Source organism: Pseudomonas sp. 7-41 (genome assembly GCF_021233075.1).
Taxonomy (GTDB): domain Bacteria; phylum Pseudomonadota; class Gammaproteobacteria; order Pseudomonadales; family Pseudomonadaceae; genus Aquipseudomonas; species Aquipseudomonas veronii.
In genome coordinates, this window is sequence record NZ_CP089551.1 from 2,481,985 (window position 1) to 2,502,699 (window position 20,715).

At 59.2% G+C, this 20,715-nt stretch carries 18 protein-coding genes and 1 pseudogene; 14 read left to right on the forward strand and 5 right to left on the reverse strand.

Features of this window, described 5'->3' with window-relative positions; genetic code table 11:
- Positions 1 to 149: 149 nt before the first annotated feature.
- The 5 genes from LQ249_RS11280 to LQ249_RS11300 all read left to right on the forward strand — a co-directional run bounded on the left by LQ249_RS11280 (position 150) and on the right by LQ249_RS11300 (position 5,288).
- Positions 150 to 2,285 carry a TonB-dependent siderophore receptor gene (locus LQ249_RS11280; RefSeq protein ID WP_169864794.1) on the forward strand — a complete coding sequence of 712 codons (2,136 nt, stop codon included), beginning with the start codon at positions 150 to 152 and terminating at the stop codon, positions 2,283 to 2,285.
- 251 nt (positions 2,286 to 2,536) lie between these two features.
- The gene (locus tag LQ249_RS11285) at positions 2,537 to 2,896 is read left to right on the forward strand and encodes a response regulator (RefSeq protein WP_017846984.1); all 360 of its coding nucleotides are present in this window, start codon (positions 2,537 to 2,539) and stop codon (positions 2,894 to 2,896) included.
- The gene (locus LQ249_RS11290; RefSeq protein ID WP_046384059.1) at positions 2,896 to 3,507 is read left to right on the forward strand and encodes a chemotaxis protein CheC; all 612 of its coding nucleotides are present in this window, start codon (positions 2,896 to 2,898) and stop codon (positions 3,505 to 3,507) included. The genes LQ249_RS11285 and LQ249_RS11290 overlap by 1 nt, the downstream gene beginning before the upstream one ends.
- Positions 3,508 to 3,519: 12 nt before the next feature.
- Positions 3,520 to 4,848: an ATP-binding protein gene (locus LQ249_RS11295; RefSeq protein WP_017846986.1), complete on the forward strand. Its 1,329-nt coding sequence runs from the start codon at positions 3,520 to 3,522 to the stop codon at positions 4,846 to 4,848.
- A 2-nt stretch (positions 4,849 to 4,850) separates the two neighbouring features.
- Positions 4,851 to 5,288, forward strand: a complete 438-nt coding sequence (locus tag LQ249_RS11300; RefSeq protein ID WP_017846987.1) for a response regulator — start codon at positions 4,851 to 4,853, stop codon at positions 5,286 to 5,288.
- 21 nt (positions 5,289 to 5,309) lie between these two features.
- On the opposite strand, the gene LQ249_RS11305 is transcribed toward LQ249_RS11300, so the two are convergent.
- From LQ249_RS11305 to LQ249_RS11325, 5 genes are all read right to left on the reverse strand, one after another.
- Entirely contained in the window at positions 5,310 to 6,116 is an 807-nt protein-coding gene (locus tag LQ249_RS11305; RefSeq protein ID WP_017846988.1) for a CheR family methyltransferase, read from the reverse strand.
- Between the two features lie 21 nt (positions 6,117 to 6,137).
- Positions 6,138 to 6,671: a chemotaxis protein CheW gene (locus LQ249_RS11310; RefSeq protein ID WP_126588481.1), complete on the reverse strand. Its 534-nt coding sequence runs from the start codon at positions 6,669 to 6,671 to the stop codon at positions 6,138 to 6,140.
- A gap of 42 nt (positions 6,672 to 6,713) precedes the next feature.
- The gene (locus LQ249_RS11315) at positions 6,714 to 8,369 is read right to left on the reverse strand and encodes a methyl-accepting chemotaxis protein (RefSeq protein ID WP_232566461.1); all 1,656 of its coding nucleotides are present in this window, start codon (positions 8,367 to 8,369) and stop codon (positions 6,714 to 6,716) included.
- 260 nt (positions 8,370 to 8,629) lie between these two features.
- A complete protein-coding gene (locus LQ249_RS11320; RefSeq protein WP_152031996.1) occupies positions 8,630 to 8,848 on the reverse strand; it encodes a hypothetical protein in 219 nt (72 codons plus the stop codon).
- A 95-nt stretch (positions 8,849 to 8,943) separates the two neighbouring features.
- The gene (locus LQ249_RS11325; protein ID WP_232566462.1) at positions 8,944 to 9,567 is read right to left on the reverse strand and encodes a hypothetical protein; all 624 of its coding nucleotides are present in this window, start codon (positions 9,565 to 9,567) and stop codon (positions 8,944 to 8,946) included.
- A 432-nt stretch (positions 9,568 to 9,999) separates the two neighbouring features.
- Here LQ249_RS11325 and LQ249_RS11330 point away from each other — a divergent pair, with 432 nt between their 5' ends.
- From LQ249_RS11330 to LQ249_RS11370, 9 genes and pseudogenes are all read left to right on the forward strand, one after another.
- A complete protein-coding gene (locus tag LQ249_RS11330) occupies positions 10,000 to 12,897 on the forward strand; it encodes a PAS domain-containing sensor histidine kinase (protein WP_108525669.1) in 2,898 nt (965 codons plus the stop codon).
- Complete coding sequence (locus LQ249_RS11335; protein WP_017846992.1) at positions 12,897 to 13,526, forward strand: response regulator; 630 nt, start codon at positions 12,897 to 12,899, stop codon at positions 13,524 to 13,526. Before LQ249_RS11330 ends, LQ249_RS11335 begins: the two co-directional genes overlap by 1 nt.
- 70 nt (positions 13,527 to 13,596) lie before the next feature.
- On the forward strand, positions 13,597 to 14,874 hold the full coding sequence (locus tag LQ249_RS11340) for a methyl-accepting chemotaxis protein (protein WP_372436606.1): 1,278 nt from the start codon (positions 13,597 to 13,599) through the stop codon (positions 14,872 to 14,874).
- Between the two features lie 13 nt (positions 14,875 to 14,887).
- Positions 14,888 to 15,256, forward strand: a complete 369-nt coding sequence (locus tag LQ249_RS11345) for a response regulator (RefSeq protein ID WP_017846994.1) — start codon at positions 14,888 to 14,890, stop codon at positions 15,254 to 15,256.
- Positions 15,257 to 15,289: 33 nt separating this feature from the next.
- The gene (locus LQ249_RS11350; RefSeq protein ID WP_017846995.1) at positions 15,290 to 15,607 is read left to right on the forward strand and encodes an STAS domain-containing protein; all 318 of its coding nucleotides are present in this window, start codon (positions 15,290 to 15,292) and stop codon (positions 15,605 to 15,607) included.
- A gap of 4 nt (positions 15,608 to 15,611) precedes the next feature.
- Positions 15,612 to 17,753, forward strand: coding sequence for a chemotaxis protein CheA (locus tag LQ249_RS11355; RefSeq protein ID WP_126588477.1), 2,142 nt, complete (start codon positions 15,612 to 15,614; stop codon positions 17,751 to 17,753).
- Between the two features lie 46 nt (positions 17,754 to 17,799).
- A pseudogene (locus LQ249_RS11360) lies at positions 17,800 to 19,029 on the forward strand (MCP four helix bundle domain-containing protein); the annotation flags it as partial.
- Positions 19,030 to 19,227: 198 nt separating this feature from the next.
- Positions 19,228 to 20,196 (forward strand): methyl-accepting chemotaxis protein, encoded by a 969-nt coding sequence (locus LQ249_RS11365; protein WP_428839092.1) that lies wholly within the window; start codon positions 19,228 to 19,230, stop codon positions 20,194 to 20,196.
- A 3-nt stretch (positions 20,197 to 20,199) separates the two neighbouring features.
- Positions 20,200 to 20,712, forward strand: a complete 513-nt coding sequence (locus tag LQ249_RS11370; RefSeq protein ID WP_226926074.1) for a chemotaxis protein CheW — start codon at positions 20,200 to 20,202, stop codon at positions 20,710 to 20,712.
- Positions 20,713 to 20,715 lie beyond the last annotated feature (3 nt).

The window sequence follows — 20,715 nt, forward strand, 5'->3', positions numbered from 1 at the left end:
CCTGGATTTTTACGCGGTTGATACAAAGCTGATACGCGAAAAGCAGTTAATGAGAATACATGTCATACGCGAATGGTTTGGTATATCATGCGCCGCGAATTCTTGGCAGGTTTGCCTGCGCGTCGGCTCATTCATGAGGTCCAACATCCATGCGTCACACCCTGATTTCCCTCTGCGTGCTTCAGGCGTTTACTCCTTTTGCCTGGGCGCAGGTTGCCGCCTCTGAACAACCCAGCCTCGAGTTGCAGGCGACCACGGTCACCGGCGAAATGGACTACGAGACGGCTCAAGGGCCGGTCAAGGGCTACCGCGCGACACGTTCAGCCAGTGCGACCCGTACCGACACTTCGATTCATGAAACGCCGCAGTCCATCAGCGTAGTGCCCAAGGACGTGGTCGAGGACATTGGTGCGACTCGCCTGCAGGAGGCCCTGGACTACGCGGGCGGCGTCGGCCGGGCGAACAACTTCGGCGGGCAAGGGCTTACCAGCTTCACCGTGCGAGGCTTTACCACTGCCGAGTTCTACCGCAACGGTTTCCCGATCAACCGCGGCTACCCGAGCATGCCCGACGCCAACAGCATCGAGCGCCTTGAAGTGCTGCGCGGGCCGGCGACCATGCTGTATGGCCGTGGCGATCCCGGTGGCACCTTCAACGTGGTATCCAAGCAGCCGCTGGCCGAGCCCACGGTCACGCTGGGTAGCCAATTGAATGATCAGGGCATGAAGCGCGGCACCCTCGATGCGTCCGGCCCGCTGGATGAGCAAGGCGCGCTGGCCTATCGTCTGAACGTGGTGGGCGAGGGCGGCGACACCTTCCGCGACCATGTCTCGAGCGAACGCTACGGCGTGACCCCGGTGTTGACCTGGCAGGCCAATGACGCCACCAAGGTGATCTTCGAAGGCGACTTCATGCGTAACAATCGCCCGCTGGATCGCGGCCTGACACGCTTCGCCAACCAGCGCGGGACGCCGTCCCGTGACACCTTCTGGGGTGAGAAGTACGCCGGTGACCTGCACAACGATAACAACATGGCCCAGTTGCGCTTCGAACATCTGCTCAACGACAACTGGACCCTGGGCGGTGGTTTCCAGTGGCTGGACGGGACGATGAAGGGCAATGGTGTCGAGGCCAACGGCGCGACCAGCCTGGATGCCGATGGCCGCACACTTCAGCGCAACTTCAACTACCGCAAGCTGGAATGGACCGACAAGGACTACCAACTCAACCTGACCGGGCACTTTTCCACCGGCGGCTTTGATCACACCTTGCTCACTGGCATCGAATACGAAGACTACGACTACAAGTCGATCATCCAGCGTTCCAGCGCCGTGGCGGGGACCTTTCCGATCGATATCTACAACCCGGTCTACGGCCAGCCTCGTCCGGCGCTGACCCGCACGCCGACACACGATAAAGAAAACCTCAAGACCTACGCGGCCTTCGTTCAGGACCAGGTGGCACTGACCGAGCGCTTGAAAGTCCTCGCCGGTGCGCGCTTCGAGCGCTTCGAGCACGATTACGAGTCCTACGTACCCGGTGTCAGAAGCTGGAACGCCGCCGACAACGCCGTCACCCCGCGCGTCGGCGTGATGTATGACCTCACCGACACCGTCGCGCTCTACGCGGATGCCGCGCGCTCGTTCAAGCCCAACACTGGCGCCAGTCGTCAGGGCGGCGGGTTCGATCCGGAGAAGGGCAAGTCCTACGAGATGGGCGTGAAGTGGGAAGCGCTTGACCGACAGCTGAGCGTCGATGCGGCGATCTACCAGATCGAGAAGAAAAATGTCCAGGGTGTCGACCCCGTTGACTCCGCCTTCAATGTTGCGACGGGCCAGGTCCGCAGCCGCGGCTTTGATCTGAACGTGGCCGGCAACCTGACGCCCGAGTGGCGGATGATCGGCGGCTATGCCTATGTGGATGCCGCCGTCACCAAGGACACCACTGTCCGTACCGGAACGCGTTTGGCCAACATTCCGCGCAATAGCTTCAGCCTGCTCAACGTGTATGAGTTCCAGGACGGCGCGCTCAAAGGCTTGGGCCTCGGCGCCGGTGGCAAATACGTGGCCGAGCGTGCCGGGCAGACGGCCAACAACACGTTCGCGATGGACGCCTACACGGTCGTAGACCTGCTCGGTTACTACAAGGTCAACGAAAAGGTCAGGCTCAACCTGGACGTGAAGAACCTGTTCAATCGCGAGTACGAAGAGGGCTCGTTCTTGAACTTCTACGCCTACCCTGGCGAGCCGCGCACGGTGCAAGTGGGTATTTCCTACACTCTGTAGCGCGGTCAGCGCCCGGCGCGATGTGCCTCGTCGGTTGATCCGGTGGTATGCCGGGCGAAGGTCACGCAGCCACACTTTTTGGCGGCCTGTAGGGAAACCCCTACAGGCTCCGAAAATCCCTCGCGCAATATCAGGATTGGATGATGGCTCTTTGCTAGATGTCGGGTTAGAGTGATTAAAAGGTTCTTGCGAATCTTCGTTTCTGCGACCCCTCCCGAGGCTGCAGGACACTTCATAATGTGGAGTGCATCATGAAAGTCCTAATCGCTGATGACTCATCCATGTCCCGCAAGCTGGTCTTGCGTTCCCTGCCAGAATCACTGACCGAAGATGTTCGCCAGGCCTGTAACGGTGCCGAGGTGATGGAGGCGTATCACGCCGGTTTGGTGGACCTGCTTTTTCTCGATCTGACCATGCCGGTCATGGATGGCTTCCAGACCCTTGAGGCGCTCAAGCGCGAGGACGCGAATGTGGTTGTCGTGGTGATCAGCGCCGACATCCAGCCGCTGGCCAGGCAGCGCGTATCCGATCTGGGCGCTGCTGCATTCGTCGCCAAGCCGGTTACGGCGCAAGCTGTACTCAATGCCTTGCACGTCATAGGGGTACTTTGATGGAAACCTTGGCCGCGCTAACCGAAGACCAACGTGACGCCTTGCAGGAATTGATGAACATTGCCATGGGGCAGGCCGCCGAACGACTGGCCCGGCTGACCAACACCATGGTTACGCTTTCGGTTCCTTTCATTCACCCACTGATCCGGGAGCAGGACAACCTGTTGATTCCGGACCATCTTCGTCGAAGCTCCATGATCGTCACCCGCCAGTCGTTCCTGGGGGAGTTGCGCGGAGAGGTGTTCGTTTGCTTTGGTTCCATGGGGGCCGACAAGCTCGCCGAATTGCTCGGCTATAGCGACGGCGGCCCTGCGCAGCAGGAAGAACTGATGCTGGATGTCACCAACATCCTGTCCGGCGCCTGCATCAGTGGCCTGGCCAAGCAGGTGGCGATACAAGTGAGTTATGACGCGCCGTCGATTCTGGTCCACAGAGAAGAGTCCGCGAACGCACTGAATGAATTGAACCTGAACGAACACCTGGCGATGGTGTTGGAAATCCGTTTCGAGGTGCAGGCTCATCAATTCTCCTGCGACCTGCTGATCTGTATTACCGAACGTACAGCAGGCGTTGTGGTCCGGGCCATCGATCGCTTGCTCTATGAGCTTTGAAGGGGCGTCTTCATGACAGACAACAAGGCAATTTCCCGGGAAACCCTTGAGTCGATGCTCAAGGCCATCAACATGGGCGTGCTGCTGGTCGACCATGACTGCAAAGTGCTGTTCTCCAACCACTTCATGTCCATCAACAGCGGCCGCAGCGCCGAAGAGCTCGTCGGTCGCACGCTGTTCGAAGTGTTTCCGGAACTGCCCGAGGTCTGGACCCGGCAGAAGATCAACAGCGTCGTCACGCTGCAAAACTTTGCGTTCACCTCCTGGCAGCAACGGCCGCACCTGTTCAACTTCGAAAGCACCCGGCCGATCAGTGGCTTGGTCGGGCACATGTATCAGAACTGCACGTTCTTCCCGGTGCAGGACGCCGATGGCGGCAGTCTGGGGGTGGGCCTGGCGATAAGCGATACGACCGATACCGCTGCCCGCCAACTCGAACTGACGCACCTCAACGAGTTGCTGGAAGAGGAAAAGAGCGCCCAGGCGCTGCTGATCGCACGGCTTGAGGAGGCTCAGGCGCAGTTGCTGCAGTCCGAGAAAATGGCTGCGATTGGCCAGCTTGCGGCGGGCGTGGCCCACGAGATCAATAACCCGATCGGCTTTGTGTGCTCCAACGTCAACAGCCTGCGGCGTTACCTGGTGGATCTTTTCGCATTGCTCGACGCCTACGAACAGGCCAGTGACGAAAAACATGCGCAGGCTCATCCCGAGCTTGCGGCCATGCGGGACAAGGCGGATTACGACTTCATGCGGCAGGACATCGACGAGCTGATCGTCGAGTCGGTCGAGGGGCTGGACCGGGTCACTCGTATCGTCAAGGACCTGCGCGAGTTCTCCCATGTCGACAGCTACGAATGGCAGTTGGCCGATCTGCACAAGGGGCTGGATAGCACCCTCAACGTTATCTGGAACGAGATCAAGTTCAAGGCTCAGGTGATCAAGCGCTACGGCGATATCGAGCCTATCGAGTGCATGGGCTCGCAGATCAATCAGGTGTTCTTGAATCTGCTCATCAATGCGAGCCATGCCGTGGGCGTTGATGGCGAAATCATCATCAACAGTGGCAGGGAAGACGGCGGTGTGTTCGTCGAGGTCGTCGACAACGGTCACGGCATCCCGCTGGACATCCAGAACCGGATATTCGAACCGTTCTTCACCACCAAGCCGGTAGGCATGGGCTCGGGCCTGGGCCTGTCGCTGTCGTACAGCATCATCGTCAAGCACCATGGAAGGCTCACCGTCGAAAGTGAACCGGGCCGGGGCAGTTGCTTCCGTGCGTGGCTCCCGTTACGTCAGCCCCAGGTACAGGCCCACGCTACCTCTGCCGTTGAAGGATGCTGAGCATGAACACCACCGAGTTGAGCGAAAAACGCTACACCGTCATGCTGGTGGACGACGAAGAAAGTATCCTCAACAGCCTGCGCCGCTTGCTGCGTGGCAAGCCTTACGATTTGCTGCTGGCCACCAGTGGCGCGCAGGCGCTGAGCCTTTTCGAACTGCACCCCATAGACCTGATCGTCTGCGACGCGCGCATGCCGTTCATGGACGGCCCGACCCTGCTCCGTGAGGTGCATAAGCGCGATCCGCACTGCATGAATATCCTGCTGACCGGTTATGCCGACATGAGCATGATCACGCAGGCACTCAGCGATGGGTACATTTTCCGCTACATCAGCAAACCCTGGAAGGATGAAGAGCTTCAGCTCACCCTCGATGAGGCTTTGGAAATGCAATGTGTGCTGCGTGAACGTGACAACCCGAAGAAGCTCATCAGCGAATAGTGGCTCGACAGCTTCGGCGCCTCACGGTTTTTGATAAATCGAAGGCGCCACCAGCTTGAACGCATCGCTGACGCCGTTCAGGCTTTCCGAATGACTGATCATGAAATAGCCGCCACGTCGCAGGAATGGGAGCAGGCGACTGACCACTTTTCGCTTGGTCTCCTGATCAAAGTAAATCATCACGTTGCGCAGGAAAATCACATCGAATTCGCCCAGTTGGGGCAGGGTTTCGATCAGGTTGACTTGCACGAAACTGACCCGCTGGCGCAGGGATTTATCGATCAGGAAGGTGCCTTCCTGCTGGCCGATGCCCTTGAGGCAGTATCGACTGAGCAAGGACTGCGGCAGTCTGTTGGCGCGTTCCATCGGGTAATGCCCGTTCCGGGCCTTGGCCAGTACCTGGGTGCTGATGTCCGATCCGATGACCTCCCAGGGCGTGCTGCGCAGGGTTTCGGCAAGGGTCATGGCCAGGCTGTAAGGTTCTTCGCCCGAGGAGCTGGCCGCGCTCCACACCCTGAAGGTCTTGCCTGGCGACGCGAAGGGCAATACCCGTTCGCGCAGGAACTCGAAGTGCTTGGGTTCACGAAAGAAATACGTTTCGTTGGTGGTCAACAGGTCCAGGGCGAACTGCAGTTCGTCGGGGTTCTCCTTGCCCATTATCATTTTGAAATACGCGCCGTAGCTCTCCAGTTCATGGAACTGCAGGCGCTTGAACAGACGCCCGGCAACCAGGGCTTTTTTCATGGGTGACAAGTGGATGCCCGCTGCACCATAGAGCCAGGACTGGAACTGGGTGAATTCACGATCTTCAAGATTGATCTGTTTCAATCCGAACTCCTTGTTCGTGACTTACAGCTCCTGGAGGCTGGGGCTGTCACCGGCGTCCGCCAGTTGAGACATTTCATCCATCGACAACACCTTGTTCACCTGCAAGACGATGACGAACGTGCCGGCGACCTTGGCCATGCCGCTGATGAAGTCCGGGCGAATGCGCGCGCCAAAGCTGGGGGCTGGCTTGATCTCGTCCGCCGGAATTTCCAGTACCTCTGACACACTGTCCACCAGAAGCCCGATATCCTGGGCCTGGTGGTCCTCGCTGCTGGCTTCGAGGATCACCACACAGCTGCGTCGAGAGACCTTCGTGCAGGGCTGCCCGAACCGTGCCTTGAGGTCCAGCACCGGCACCACGGCACCTCGCAGGTTAAGCACGCCGCGCACGAAGTCGGGCATCATCGGCACCGGAGTCACGTGTCCGTACTCGATGATTTCCTTGATGCCCTGGATATCGATGGCGAACATTTCGCCGCCCAGCAGGAGCGTCAGGTACTGCGCCTCCTGCTTTTGAATCGCCGTCGTCTGTCGGGTATCGGTTAACGCGCCCATGTCGCTCTCCTGCATGAAAAAAGCACCGCGTCCGGTTTGCGCTCAGAACCGCGTGAACTCGCTTTCGTCGGGGCCTGCGCTCTTGAGGAAGGTTTTCTGCGGGACCGCTCGCGGTGCCCGCGCCACCGCACGCGATACGCTGCTTGCCTGGCTGGATTTGCCCAGTGTGACGTTCGATGCCTGATCGCTTGCGTCCAGCCTGAAAAAACTCATGGCCTGCTGCAACTGTTCGGCCTGGGTACTCATTTCTTCGGCGGTGGAAGCGAGCTCTTCGCTGCTGGAGGCATTTTGCTGAGTGACCTGGTTGAGTTGGTTCATCGCCGAATTGATCTGCGCCACGCCGGCTGCCTGTTCTTCGGAGGCGGCCGTGATTTCCTGGACCAGATCGGAGGTCTTGTTGATCGACGGCAGCATCTCGCCAAGCAGATGGCCGGCCCGTTCGGCCATTTCGACACTGCTGGTGGACAGCTCGCCTATTTCCAGAGCCGCCACCTGGCTGCGCTCCGCCAGTTTGCGCACTTCGGCCGCCACCACCGCGAAGCCCTTGCCATGTTCGCCGGCTCGCGCCGCTTCAATGGCGGCGTTCAAGGCCAGCAAGTTGGTCTGGTAAGCAATGTCATCGATGATGCTGATGCGTTGCGCGATTTTTTTCATCGCCTGCACCGTCTGCTGAACAGAGTCGCCGCCGTCTCCTGCTTCCTTGGCCGCTTTGCTGGCCATGCCGTCGGTTATCTTGGCGTTCTCGGTGTTCTGGTTAATGCTGGCACTCATTTGTTCGATGGACGCACTGGTTTCTTCGACGCTTGCGGCTTGTTGGCTGGTGGTCTGGCTGATGGCCTGGGCGGTAGCGCTGACTTCCTCCGACGCGCTGGCCAGACCGTCGGCGGCATTGCGCACCTCACCGATAATCTGCGAAAGCTTGCCAATCATTGCCTGCATCGCCGTGAGCACACGCCCGGTTTCGTCCTTGGAACCACCTTCGATCTTCACGGCCAGGTTACCTTCGGCCAGTTGGCTGGCCACATCCACTGCCCTTTTCAGCGGGGTGGAAATGATGCGTGAAATAAACAACGCCAGCGCGATACCCACCAGCAAAGCCACGAGTACCGCGGCGATGATGGACAGTCGCGCATTGGCGTAGATTTCGTTACCGCGTTGATTGGCTGCCGTGGCTCCGGCGTCGTTGAGGTCGATGAGTTTTACCAGGTCGCTGGAGATCTGTTCGAAGTCCCGTTTCGAATCCCCTTTGAGAATGACACTGGTCTGTTCCTTCAAACCCTGCCGCGACTCGGCCAACAGGTTCTTGCTGGTGTTGAGGTAGCTGTTCCAGTTGGTCTTGAGCGTATCGAACAACGCCTGTTCCGCCGGGCTTGAGATCAGCTCTTTTTCATAGCGCGCCATGCGGGTCTCGACTTCCTTGCGGGCATCGACGATCTCCTGTTCATATTGCGCCTGTTCCGTCGGGCTCTCGGCCATCAGATAGCGCAGTTCCTTGACCCGATAGTTGGCGACAAAAAAACGAATGCCGGAGACAACCCGCACCGAAGGCAACCAGTTGTCGCGCATCTCAGCGGCAGTTTCGTTAACCAGGCCCAACTGGATGATGGCGAACACGCCCGTCATGGCCGTCAGCACCAACACCAGCAAGAACGAAGTGATGAGCTTGGTAGCTATCCTTAAATCGTAGAACCATTTCATTGAAAGGCCTCTCCATGTGCGGTGCGGTTGGCTGAATTGCCGGGTTTGCTATCGTTCGAGGAATAAACAGCGGTTTGCCCAGGCGTTTGCTGGGCGCGTTGTCTGGTTGTCGGTGCGCCAGCCGCTCAATAGCAGGGCGCATGCGCCACAGGCAGCGGGTACGAGCGATAAGCGGAAAAAAGTGCGAGCCTGAGGAAGCGGCTGCAAGTTGCCGTATGACGACATAGGTTCCTCCCTGAATCAGTAAATAGCGATCCTTCTCACATCAGCCTATCGGCTCGGGCCAAGATCAACTTGAGCGCAGAACAGGTCAGTCGTCGGTCAGCGGTAAAATAATTCGGTTTTACCGGGGCGGTAAGTAAGGGCTGTAATAAAAAACGGCCCGGCAGCGGTGATTTATATAATCGGTAGACGACTGACGCAGGCGTGGCGTTATATAAATAGCGCGCAATCGCCGCGTGCGAGTCCTTCAACGTCATGATTGCCTCCTAGTTTCTTTGTCCTATCCAGGTTTCTAAGGCCTTGGAACTCATAGGTTTTTCTATCAAGTAACGCGGCAGAACTTCTTGGTTTTCTACACCTTCTGCAACGGCTCGGTAGCCGATATTTTGAAGTTATGCAGAATAGTTTCGCAAATTTGCTCAGGGCCCGGCTCATTCATTGAGAATGAAGCCGAATCGCGTCGGACTGATTTTATAAAGCAAGCAATTATTGGGTAGCACTTTTGTAGGCGCGACGTTATCGCCAGGATCAAGTCTTGTGCACAGATATAACCCGGTGCCTTGACTATATCGTTGAGGACTTTCGGCGTAATGACGTCGACTGCGTCAATCTCGCATGCGCTGTTTACCCGGACCGTTTGATGTATATCTTCCTCAAACCTCAATCGATTAAACAACCCGGTGGGTTGGTCTACGAAGTTACGAGCGCGCATGTTGCGGATACGCATCATGACCCGTTCAGCGAAGCCATTGAGCATGCCTCTGTCCAACTCGCTCATGGGCGCGCGCGTGACAGTGTCAATAATGCAGAGCTCATCGACGATTGAGGCCCGCGTGACCGGCGCGTTGAAGTACGCCGAGGTCATTGCGGCGATTTTGTCGAAGGCTTCGTCGGAGTCGCTGCCCGCGGGGCAAAATTTGGCGACCTCTTTTAGCCTTTCAGCTTCATTCGACGGAATAGGAGCGCCTTCGCCCATGATGACCCTCGCAATTGCTTGGTTCTACCTACAAGGTATCAGGTGATGATGTCATTATGATATCATTTTTTCGTTCGCGGCAACGCTCAACGGTCTGCGCCTCGGCGTTGCGGGTGAGCACAGACAAGAGGTGATGCAAAACCCGCGACGGCCCACGAGTATTGACTTGGATCAGCTCCTGTAGCGCCTTCTCTTCTATCGTGCTGCAGCTCTTTGAAGTCTGATATTGGGCTACAGTTCGAGCAAAGGATTGAGTCGTGGGTCTGAAGGCGCTTTAACGCGAGATAGACAAGTTGGCGGTGAGGGGCCGTGCTCTCGTAAAAAGGTCAATGTTCAGGCGTTTCCGATTTCCAGCGCTGCGTAGAAGGTTGCTAGGCGTTTTACCCGCCTTGCAAATATCGTTAAGTCCGTTCAACGACCGAGGGCACAGGGATGATGGCTCGCGACGCACAGGCAGTGGCTGACGACGATACGTTGCGAACCCTCGAGAGTGTGCTCGGCTGTCTGTCCATTGCGGTTGTGGCGCTGGACCGCGCCGCTCGGGTTGTCGCCGGCAATCCCGCGTTCGCCCAACTGCAAGTTCAAAATGGCGTTTCTCCGGCAGCGGGCGGCGAGTTCATAGCCCTCCTGCGGCCCGAAGACCATGGGCTGTTTTATGCCGCGCTGGAAACGGCCGCAGGGAACACGCGGGCTGGTTTCGCGGCATTGAGCAGAGGGGCGTGCGGGTTGGACGTCTCCCTGACGCTGTGGCGCGATGCGTATTTTATTGTCGAGGTCGTTGCCCGCCAGGGCGCGTCGGCCCCGTCATCCGAAACCGAAAGCTACGCGCAGATCCCGCTCAGGTCGATTTTCGATTCCTCCGGTACCGGCCTGGCGCTGGTGTCGCTGGACGGTCATTGGCTACGGGCCAATGGCGTCATCTGCAGGTTGCTTGGGTATAGCGAAGCGCAGTTGCAAACCACCACATTCATGGCACTGACCCACCCCGAGGACCGCGAGGTCGGCAAGCAGTTGATCGACGAACTCAAGCGCGGTGCAAGGTCGGGCGCGACGTTGCATAAACGCTATATCCATCGCGACGGGCGGGTGGTGTGGGCGCGGTTGACCGTGGGAATGGTGCGGGACGATCAGGGGCAGCCGCTCTGCTTTGTGTCCCAACTGGAGGACATCACCGAGAACTGGCAGCTGCGCGAAACGCTGGTGGGCAGCGAACTCAAATTTCTCACCCTCGCGGAAAGTTCACCCAACATCATCGTGCGCTACAACCGCAACCTGTTGCGCACTTACGTCAACCCGGCCTTTTTGCGCTTGACCGGCATGTCTTATGACGAGTCGATAGGCGTGAGCCCCGACGAGGACGCGGGTGACTATATCAACCAGCTGCGCCATGTCGTTGCGACGGGCGAAACCGCGCAATTCCTCGACAGTTGGACCTTCGCGGACAGTACCGAGTTGGTCAGTTGTGCGGTCAGCCTGACGGCCGAGCGCAGCCCGACAGGCGAGGTGATCGGCGTGTTGGCGCTGGCCCACGACATTACCGAGTTGTGCAAACAACAGGTCCTGGAAGACGCGCGCTTGGGGATTTTCGAAAAAATGGCGACGGGCGCGCCCCTGGAAGAAACACTCGGGCTCCTGGTGGACTATCTGCAATTGGCCTTGCCCCATCGGTCCTGCCGGGTGCAGTTGGTAGCGCCGCTCGGCACCGGCGCGGTGATGAATACGGCGTCTGCCGTAGGCTGGTCCGAGCCGATCGTGGACAAACAAGGCCACGTGCTCGGCACTTTCGAGTTGTCCCAGGCCTCCGGCACCGGGCCGGATGAGAGCGACATCCTGCGCGTGCGCCAGACCTGTCATATTGCGGCGATCGCGATCGAACGCTGGCAGTCAGAGTCGTTGCTCCGCGAGCGCGAGCGTCGTTACCGTGACATTTTCGACCATACCCTGGACATGCTTTGCCTGCTGGAAATGACGGCGGTCGGTTGCCTGCGTTGTGTCGAGGTCAACCCGGCGTTGTTGCGCGCGCTGGGCAAACCGCATGCCGACGTTATCGGTGAGCCGCTGGAGTTGATCTTTGGTCGATTGGGCGCGCAAAAGATCCAGGCGCTTTGTGAGCAATGCACAAGCGCCGGGCGGGTGGTTGAGTCGGATGAGGGCATGGTGCTTCGCAACGAAGTCCGTCAACTGCACTTTACGCTGGTGCCGGTGGCGGATTCAGGGCGTGTGGCGGCGCGGATATTGGTGATCAGCCGCGACATTACCCTGTTGATCAGGGCCCGGCAGAAAGAACTCGGACGCCAGCACGACATCAGCGCACTGGTCGAAAACAGCCCGGACGCTATCGCTCGGTTGAGTGCTCATGGCGAAGTGCTCTACGTCAATGCGCAGTTGCGAAGATGGGTGGGCGGGGCCTGGCCGGAACTGATGGGCATGCCCATGGACGCGGTGGCGCCGCTGAACCACCAGTCTCAGCTGTTTCGCGAATTGGTGGCCCAAGTGATTCAGGAAAATAAAGCGACGGAGCAGGAGTTTCTGCTCTCGGGGTTGAAGAGCGCACCCAAAGTGGTACTGATCCACTTTGTTCCAGAGGTCGACGGCCAGCGGGTCGTGAGCGTGTTGGCGGTGGGGCGCGATATTTCCAGGCTGCGGGCTGCCGAGCGGCGCCTGGCCAACTCCAATGCACAATTGCGCGATCTGTCGACCCGTCGCGAAACGGCGCGGGAAGAGGAGCGCAAACTGATCGCCAGGGAGATCCATGATGAGCTGGGCCAGCACTTGACGGCACTGCGCATGGGGATATCACTGTTGAGGTTTCAATTCGGCGCCTCGACACCCGAGCTGACCCCGCAGGTCGAGCGGCTGATGGTGCTGACCGACAAGACGATCCAGGTCGTGCGTGATGTCTCCACCAGCCTGCGACCGTCCGCGTTAAACCTGGGGCTGGTTTCCGGTCTTGAGTGGCTGACCACCGAGTTCGTCACCTTGACCCGGGTTCCCTGTGTGTTACACCTGCCGTCGATTCCCCTGACGCTCCCCGATACCCACGTCACCGCCGCGTTTCGCATCGTGCAGGAGTCGTTGACCAATATCGCGCGTTACGCCGAAGCGACACAGGTCAGCGTCACCCTGAGCCCGCAGGAAACCAACTGGCTGCTGGAGGTCCAGGATAACGGCAAGGGGTTTGACCCCGACGCCGTCACCCGGCAGACCCTGGGGTTGGCCGGGATGCGTGAGCGTGGCCTGATGTTGGGCGGCAAAGTGATTGTTTTCAGCCATCCCGGACAGGGCACAACAGTCCAGGCATTCATTCCGATGCACAAGGATACGTATTAATGATTCGCATGCTGATCGCCGATGACCACACCATCATGCGCGAAGGGCTCAAGCAGTTGTTCATGCTGGTCGCCGATGTCCAGGTGGTGGCCGAAGCCGAGAGTGGCACGCAAGTGATCGAGCTGTTGCGCCAGGTCGAGATCGACCTGCTGCTGCTCGATATGAACATGCCGGGTATCAGCGGCGAAATCCTGATCGCCCGCCTGCATACCCAGTACCCGGAGCTGCCGATCCTGGTGTTGAGCATGCATAACGAAATCCACATTGCGCAACGCGCACTGCGCGCCGGTGCGCTCGGCTACCTCACCAAGGACCGCGACCCCGAGACCCTGTTGGTTGCCATGCGACGAGTGGCCAGCGGCCAACGTTACCTGGACCCGGCGCTGGCAGAGCAGATTGCCCTGCAAAGCAGTGGCCTGAAGCAACAGACCTACGTTGAAAGCCTGTCCGATCGCGAGTTTCAGATTCTGCGCTTGCTGGCTCATGGCATGAGCGTCAACCAGATCGCCGAACAGTTGGTCATCAGCAACAAGACGGTCAGCACCCACAAGACCCGGCTCATGGAAAAGATGGGGTTCGGCTCTACGGCGGACATTGTGCGCTTCGCCATGACCTTGGGTATTTCGTGAGCAAGCCCCTTGTGTAGGGATTTTCCTACCTTGGTTGCCGGTATCCCTACCCTGGAATAGGGATGGTCCGATGGTCGTGGTGCCATTATTGGGCCAGTATCCTTCTCAAGCAATCGAACTGCCGATCAACCGGCGACGAGATGCTTCGATTGGGAGACAGACCGTGAGCGAACAGACCACACCCCCCTCGGCTGCTTTGATAGTGTTTCCGGTCGCCTTGGCCGGTCTGCTCGGAGGCCTTGCGGTTGCCTACAGCAATGACTTCAGCGCATGGGCTGTGGCGGCAGGGGGCGCGTTGTTGGTGCTGTGCGTTGGCTTGGGCCTTTGGGCAAACAGATGCTTCCAGGCGCATTGCAACAGCCTGCAACGCCAGCTCGATCAGCCGCCCGAGGTCTCGGCGACATTGGCCGTCGATAACGGCCTGGCAGACGTGTGCCTCAGCGTGCTTCCCGTTTGGTCCAGGCAGATCGAAGCCGCACGCCTGATCAGCGAAACGTCCATCCTCAAGCTCAGCGAACGCTTTGGCACGCTGTCATCGAACATCAGCCACAGCGTGGCCAGCAACGGCGGGCAAGATGCTTCCCAGCAATTGGTCGACTTGCTGGAAGTCGGCCAGCGCGACCTCAATTCCATCGTGCTGGCCCTGCGCTCCGCGCTCTCCAATAAAGAGAGCGAACTCAAAGAAGTCCTGCAGCTCTCCGGCTTCACCGAACAACTTCAGCAGATGGCCAAGTTTGTCGGTGACATCGCCAGTCAAACCAACCTGCTTGCCCTCAACGCCGCCATCGAGGCCGCGCGCGCCGGTGAGGCGGGGCGAGGTTTTGCGGTGGTCGCCGATGAAGTGCGCAAGCTGTCGAGTATGTCCGGCGAGACCGGTCGCAAGATCAGTGAAACCGTGAATACCGTCAATGCGGCCATTGCCCGCACGGTGCAAATGTCCCGCCACCACGCTGAACAAGACACTTTGACCCTCGCGGATTCGGAGCGTGTGGTCTCGCAGGTCATCGAACATTTTCGCGGTACCGCCCAGACCCTCGTGCGCAACAGCCATGACCTGCAACAGCAGAGCGCCAACGTCGCCGACGAGATTGCCCAGGTGCTGGTTGCCTTGCAGTTCCAGGACCGCGTCAGCCAGATGTTGACGCTGATTACCCGCGACCTGGACAAGCTCCAGCAGCAATTGGACGAGCGCCAGGCATCGAGCCTGAGCGGGCATTCCCTCAGCCCGATGGTCAGTGATCGTTGGCTGCAAGAGCTTTCAACGGCCTACACCATGCCGGAGCAACACGCTATCCATGGCGGTAACACGCACGCCAAGTCCGATGACAGCGAAATCACCTTTTTCTAGAGGAGCTTTTCCGATGAGCAAAACCATTCTGATCGTCGACGACTCCGCCTCCATCCGGCAGGTGGTCAGCATCACTCTCAAAGGCGCGGGTTATGACGTGATCGAAGGCTGTGATGGCAAAGATGCGCTGAGCAAACTGGACGGACGCAAAATCCACCTGATTGTCAGTGACGTGAACATGCCCAACATGGACGGCTTCAGCTTCGTCAAGGCGGCCAAGCTATTGCCGGCCTACAAGTTCACGCCGGTCATCATGCTGACCACCGAGGCCAGTGATGCGATGAAGCAGCAAGGCCAGGCCTCCGGTGCCAAGGCGTGGATGGTCAAGCCCTTTCAGCCGGCGCAAATGCTCACTGCCGTCTCCAAGTTGATCCTGCCATAGCAATGACCAGCGACCGCTGGCCAGGAGGTTTCCATGAAAAGCACCGTACCGATGCTACGTCGAATCCAGGTCATGGAAGGCCCCCTGACGATCTACACCGCCACTGAACAAAAAGACCTGTTGTTGTCGTTGTTTCCGCTGGCGCATGAGGTTGAGTTGGACTTGTCCAATGTCGACGAACTGGACAGCGCCGGTCTGCAATTGTTGATCCTCATCAAACGCGAGTCGCTCAAGGACGGAACGCAGCTGTTGCTGAGCAACCCGAGCGCGACCGTAATCGAAGCAATACGGCTCAGCGGTCTTGACGACTACTTCGCCAATCCGCTTTTCGCCCAGTCGCTTGGAGCATGATCGTATGGCCCAGCCCATGAACATGGATGACGTGCTGCAGACTTTCATTGCCGAGAGTCGCGAGCTCCTGCTGCAAATGGAAGACGCACTGCTGCAGATCGAGAGGTCGCCGCAGGACCTCGACACCATCAACGGCTTGTTCCGCGTGGCCCACACCATCAAAGGCTCGGCCGGCTTGTTTGGCTTGATGCCCATCGTTGAGTTCACCCATGTCGCCGAAAGCGTCCTGGACCGGGTCCGCAGCCTGGAAGTGCGCGTCGACGAGGCATTGAGTGCGTTGTTTCTCGATGCCCGTGACCATATCGGCCAGTTGATCGACCTGCTGGCCGAGGATGGCAACCTTGACCGATTGGACGAACCGCTGCGGGTCCAGGGCCAATGCCTGGGCGAGCGGCTCGCGCAGTACCTGGAAGGCTCGGTGCCGAGTGCTTCGCCCGCTCCAGCCACGTTGCCGGCGGACGAGCCGGGCGCAAGTCCCGGCCACTGGCACTTGTCCCTGCGCTTTGGCCCGGATGTATTGCGCAACGGCATGGACCCGCTGGCGTTCCTGCGTTACCTGAGCACGTTGGGGCAGTTGCTGCATACCGTCACACTGTGCGAGGGGTTGCCGCCGTTTGCGTCGATGGACCCGGAAACCAACTACCTGGGCTTTGAACTCGCGCTGCTCAGCGATGCCTCGCGGGAGGTCATCGACGGGGCCTTTGATTTTGTGCGCGATGACGCGCTCGTCCAGATCCTTGCACCGCAAGCCTCTGTCCAAGCCTGTCGCGCGCATCTCGACGGATTGCCGGAAGACAATGCCGTGCTGCTTGAGCTGCTGGTGCGTTGCGGCACATTGACGGAGTCCCAGGCCCTGCTCGTCACCCAGGAGGGTGAGCAAGCTCCGGTCGAGATGCGCGGCGAGCTGGACGCAGCCCCCGATTCAGTCGCGCCGTTGATCAAGGCCGGCAAGGGCGCGGCGAGCAACGAAGGCAACCTGATCCGCGTCGATGCCGCCAAGCTGGACCAACTGATCAACCTGGTTGGCGAGCTGATCATCGCCGGAGCCGGAGCCAACCTGGTGGCAGTGCGTAGCGGGATTGGCGAGATGATCGAAGCCACCAGCCTGTTATCGCGCTTGGTGGAAGAGGTGCGTGACTCGGCACTGACCCTGCGCATGGTGCAGATCGGCGCGACATTCACGCGCTTCCAGCGGGTGGTGCGCGACGTCTCCAAGGAACTGGGCAAGGACATCGTGCTGCAGATCGGCGGTGGCGAGACCGAGTTGGACAAGACCGTCGTCGAACGTATCGGCGACCCGTTGACGCACTTGGTGCGCAACGCCATGGACCATGGCATCGAGGCTGTGTCGACGCGCCTTCAACGGGGCAAGCCGGCCCAGGGCACGGTACGCCTGAATGCCTACCACGAGTCTGGCAGTATCGTGATCGAAGTGTCGGACGACGGCGGTGGCCTGGCCAAGGACAAAATCCTGGCCAAGGCCCGCGAGCGTGGCCTGGTGGGGGACGGCCAGCTACCGGCGGATAAAGACATCCTGAACTTGATTTTCGAGCCGGGCTTCTCCACCGCCGACCAGGTCAGCAACCTGTCCGGCCGCGGGGTGGGCATGGATGTGGTCAAGCGCAATATCACCGCGTTGCGCGGCAGCGTAAGCCTCGAGAGCGAAGAAGGGCAGGGCACAACGGTACGGATTCGTCTGCCGCTGACCCTGGCCATCATCGACGGCTTTCTGATCGGGGTGGGCAAGGCTTCTTATGTCATCCCGCTGAACATGGTGGAGGAGTGCATCGAGCTGGCGCCTGGACAGGGCGCAGACACCGGTTACCTGGACCTGCGTGGGGATGTGCTGCCGATCCTGCGCTTGCGGGACATGTTCGATGTGCAAGAACCTCGAGGCAGTCGAGAAAACGTGGTCGTCGTGCAATACGCCGGCCTGCGTGCTGGCTTGGTGGTCGATCGCTTGCAGGGGGAGTTTCAAACCGTGATCAAGCCATTGGGCAAAGTGTTTGGTGAGGCCCATGGGCTCGGCGGATTCACCATCCTTGGCAGTGGAGCCGTCGCCCTGATTCTGGATATACCCAATTTGTTAGGACACGTTGCCAAGGACGCCACCCACCGTTCGATCCCAAGTCCGTTATCGACTTAATGAGCGTCATCAGGAGTTCCTCGCCATGACCGTTATCAGAAATATCATGCTGTTGGTTTTCACCGCAGTGCTCGGCGTTGTCGTGTTGGGTGGTACCAGCCTTTACCTGGCCGGTGAAATCAATACGAGCGCCAGTTATGCCAACGTCAATACCGTGCCCAGCTTGCTGGAAATCGACCGTGCGGCGGCTGCGTTCACCGACCTTCACGCCTTGGAATGGCAACGTCTGAACGATTCCGAAAAAAACTTCGTGTCCAGCTATGCGCAGAACGTGGCACAGAACTTCAGCGCGATTGGCAAAGCCCTGGATCACTATGAGGCCGCATTGGTCTCCGACGACCATGACGCAGCACTGTTGAAGCAGTTACGTGGCCGCTTGGGTGAATTCGCGACCCTGCAGGCGCATTTCGACAAGTTCATCGACGACGGTGATCAAGCCTCGGCCCGCGCATTGATCGAGGCCAGCCAGCCATTGCAGAGCGCGGTGCTGACGACGATCGGTGACCTGCGCGAATACAACCTGGAACTGGGGCGCAAGGGCCAATTGGTTGCCACCGCCACTGAGAAGAATGCCCGCTCCCTCGTCCTGCTGGTCAGCGCGCTGACATTTTTAGCCACCGCGTTGGTGGGCGCACTTCTGGGGCGCAACCTGATGCGCCAACTCGGCGGCGAACCGGTGGCCGTGCGCGCTTTCGCCGCTCGCTTGTCAGCGGGGGAGCTGGATGCCAAAGCCACGCTCAAGCCCGGTGACACCACGAGCTTGATGGCGTCCATGCAACAACTGGGCGCGAGCCTGCATGGGCTGGTCGCGGAGATAAACCGCATGTCCAGTGAACACGACAAGGGCGACATCGATGCACAGATCGATGCTGGCCGCTTTCATGGCAGTTACCGCTCCATGGCCCAGGGCATCAACGAGATGGTCAACGGCCATATCAGCGTGAAGAAAAAAGCCATGGCCTGCATCCGCGCCTTTGGTGAAGGTGATCTGTCGGCGTCGCTGGAAAAATTCCCGGGCAAAAAAGCCTTTATCAATGAAAACATCGAGCTGCTGCGCAGCAATGTGCTGGCGTTGATCCATGAGATGCAGCACATGTCCAGCGAGCATGAAAAAGGCGACATTGACGTCATGATCGACGTCGATCGCTTCTCGGGTTCGTACCGCGATATCGGTCAGGGCATCAATCAGATGGTCAGTGGCCATATCAGCGTGAAGAAAAAAGCCATGGCCTGTATCCGCGCGTTCGGCGAAGGCAATCTGTCGGCACCGCTTGAACAATTCCCCGGCAAAAAAGCCTTTATCAACGAGAACATCGAGCAACTGCGGGCCAATATCCTGGCGCTCGTCGAAGACACCAGCCAGATCAGCGACAGCGCGCTGATTGGCAAACTCGATACCCGGCCTGACGCCGCTCGGCATCAAGGTGATTTCCGCCGCATCATCCTGGGGATCAACGGTTCGCTGGATGCGATCATCGTGCCGATTACTGAAGCCATGGATGTCTTGTCGGCGATGTCCAATGGCGACCTGACCCGGACCATCAACGGCGACTATCAAGGCAAGTTCCTGGAACTGAAAAACTCGGTCAACGGCACCGTGGAAAAACTCTCGGAAATCATCGGCGAAGTGCGCGGCTCGGCCGATTCGCTGTCCAGTGCTTCCGAGGAGATCTCCGCCACTGCGCAAAGCATGGCGCAGTCGGCGTCCGAACAGGCCGCGTCGGTGGAGCAGACCTCGGCATCGATGGAGCAGATGTCGGCGTCCATTGCTCAAAATACCGAAAATGCCAAGGTGACCGACGGCATGGCGGGTAAAGCCAACAAGGAAGCCTCGGAAGGCGGTCGCGCCGTGAAGGACACGGTGGCGGCGATGAAGACCATCGCTGAGAAAATCGGCATCGTCGACTCCATCGCTTACCAGACCAACCTGTTGGCGCTCAACGCGGCGATCGAAGCGGCGCGTGCCGGCGAGCACGGCAAAGGCTTCGCGGTGGTGGCGGCCGAAGTGCGCAAACTGGCCGAGCGCAGCCAGATCGCGGCGCAGGAAATCAGTGAAGTGGCCAAGAACAGCGTGGCCTTGGCGGAACGGGCGGGCAACCTGCTTGACGAGATTGTGCCCTCGATCGCCAAGACCTCTGACCTGGTGCAGGAAATCGCGGCCGCCTCGGAAGAACAATCCATCGGTTCCGAGCAAATCAACAGCGCGATGTCGCAGATGAGCCAACTGACCCAGCAAAACGCTTCGGCCTCCGAAGAGCTGGCGGCGACGGCCGAGGAAATGAGCGGCCAGGCCGAGCAGTTGCAGGAACTCATGGGCTTTTTCAGCGTACAGAGCAAGCGCGCCGGGCGGACCGCCTCGATGCCCGTGATCAATCGCGCGGCATCCACGTTCGACCAGGATAGCCGTGCGGTGGAGAGCGGTTTCGTCCGCTTCGGGAGCTGACCCATGAGCGCCACAGCCGTTATGCCGAACACTTTGGAGTCAGCGCCGCAGGTCGATGAGCCCTTGCAGTACCTGACCTTCTTGGCTGACCAGCAGATGTATGCGGTCAATACACTGAACGTTCGCGAAATCATCGAATACAACCAGGTGACCACGGTGCCGATGATGCCGACATTCCTGCGCGGGGTGATCAACCTGCGCGGTTCAGTGGTGCCGTTAGTGGACCTCAAGGCACGGTTTGGCAAGGGTGTGACGGTGCTGGGCAGCCGAACGTGCATCGTCATTCTTGAAGCGGCGAAGGAGGGCGAGTCCCAGGTGCTGGGGGTGGTGGTGGACTCGGTCAGCGAAGTGATCGAGATCCTCGATATCGATATCAAGCCCGCGCCGGCCTTTGGTAACCCTATCCGTACCGACTTCATCCGGGGGATGACCAAGGTGCGAGGTGCGTTTGTCACGCTGCTGCAAATCGAGCAGGTGTTGTGTGTCGATGAGATGGCCGGCTTGATGCGAGCTTGACGT